Genomic DNA, 1,375 nt, shown 5'->3' with positions numbered 1-1,375 from the left:
GAATTCGGCGGCAATGGTGGAGGCGGCGGTGATGACGGCGGAGACCGCGTCATTGCCGCCCTTGATCAGGCCCTCGGCCTCACCAGTCAGGCTGTCGTCGGCGGCGATATCGCGCAGCGCAGCGACGATGCCGCGGTCTCCAGCCGACAGGCTGTCCTGCGCCAACGCAAGATCCATGCGGGCCTGGACCGCGCCGACGGCTGTGCGGAACCTGTCGATCTCGCCTTCGATCTCCTCGGCCCGCAACACGCGGCCCCGTCCGGCGATATCGGGTGGGAAATGCGCAAAGGCCGGGCCGATGGCGAAACCTTCGCTGGCGGCCACGCCACGCAGGCGGTTTGCCCCGTCAGGAGCCGCCGGCACGAATCCGGGCGCGGGTGCCGCTTCCTGCCCGGCATCGTTCGCCGGGCTCTGCGCTTCCGCTTCATCATCGAGGCCGGCCCGCGGATTCTCGAGGTAGCCGATCAGCGCCTCGAGCGCCTCGATGGCATCGGCGCCATTCGCCCGCACCGTGACTTCCTGGTTCTCCTTGACCGCCAGCAGCATCAGCTTGACCGAACTCTTGGCGCTGACCGCCTTGCCGTCCTTGACCAGTTCGACGTCGGATTCGAAGCCCTTGGCGAGCTTCACGAACCGCGTCGCGGGACGGGCGTGCAAACCTTCATGCACTCGGACGATGGTCGAGCGTTCCATGGCAAATACTCTGGTTTTGGGCGCCGCTCCCAACATAGGCCGCGGCGCGAATGCTGTCAGGCGGCGATGGTGATGATCGCCCCGGTCTTCAGTGCGGCCACGAGCGCTTGCGGGTCGACTTGCGACGCGCAGATCTCGCCGGGCCTCTCGGCCTCCGTAGCGCCGTTGAACGAAATGACGACATGGCCCATTTCCAGCACCTTGCTCCACGCGCTGGAGCCGACCGCTGTGATAACAGCGGCAACCGGGCCGAGGGTGATCGAAGCGCCCTTGGCGGGCGCTCCGTCACTTGGCCCCTGCTCCGCCTTGTGGAGCACCGAAACCTCGGCAAGCTCCGGCGGCGAGCCATCCGCAAACAGGATGACCACGCCCCCTTCGGCAAGGTCCGCCACTTCGGGGCCGATGGCAGTGACCCGTGTTCTCAGCAGAACCGTCATATGGCGAACCTCTTCTCTACTTTTCCTAGAGCGGTGAACCGCTCTATCTCTTTGTTTTGACGCAATTTCCAAAGGAAAGCATTATGCGCTTTTCCCGGAATTGCCTTAGAACACGATCAGGCTGACGACCCAGGCGATCAGCACCGAGACCGGCCCCATGATCTGGCGGCTGATGAGCACCGCCGGAACGCCGATTTCGATCGTCTTAGGCTTGGCCTCACCGAGCGCCAGGCCGACCGGGACCT

The 1,375-nt window shown here is 65.1% G+C and carries 2 protein-coding genes and 1 pseudogene; all 3 read right to left on the bottom strand.

Features of this window, described 5'->3' with window-relative positions:
• Window positions 1-693, bottom strand: a 693-nt coding sequence (locus tag EN984_RS34750; RefSeq protein WP_127384364.1) for an HPr family phosphocarrier protein, incomplete at its 3' end; no start/stop codon positions are given.
• Window positions 694-749: 56 nt separating this feature from the next.
• Entirely contained in the window at window positions 750-1,130 is a 381-nt protein-coding gene (locus EN984_RS34745; protein ID WP_013529330.1) for a PTS glucitol/sorbitol transporter subunit IIA, read from the bottom strand.
• Window positions 1,131-1,235: 105 nt separating this feature from the next.
• A pseudogene (locus EN984_RS34740) lies at window positions 1,236-1,375 on the bottom strand (PTS sorbitol transporter subunit IIB); the annotation flags it as partial.

The sequence above is a fragment of the Mesorhizobium sp. M7A.F.Ca.CA.004.12.1.1 genome (genome assembly GCF_003997835.1).
Classification (GTDB): domain Bacteria; phylum Pseudomonadota; class Alphaproteobacteria; order Rhizobiales; family Rhizobiaceae; genus Mesorhizobium.
Note: the sequence above shows the minus strand (reverse complement) of the source record. Positions and strands in the feature narration are given on the sequence as shown.

Bases quoted from the DNA above. Each gene is read 5' to 3' on its own strand.
- EN984_RS34745 (WP_013529330.1), bottom strand. From the start codon at position 1,130: ATGACGGTTCTGCTGAGAACACGGGTCACTGCCATCGGCCCCGAAGTG.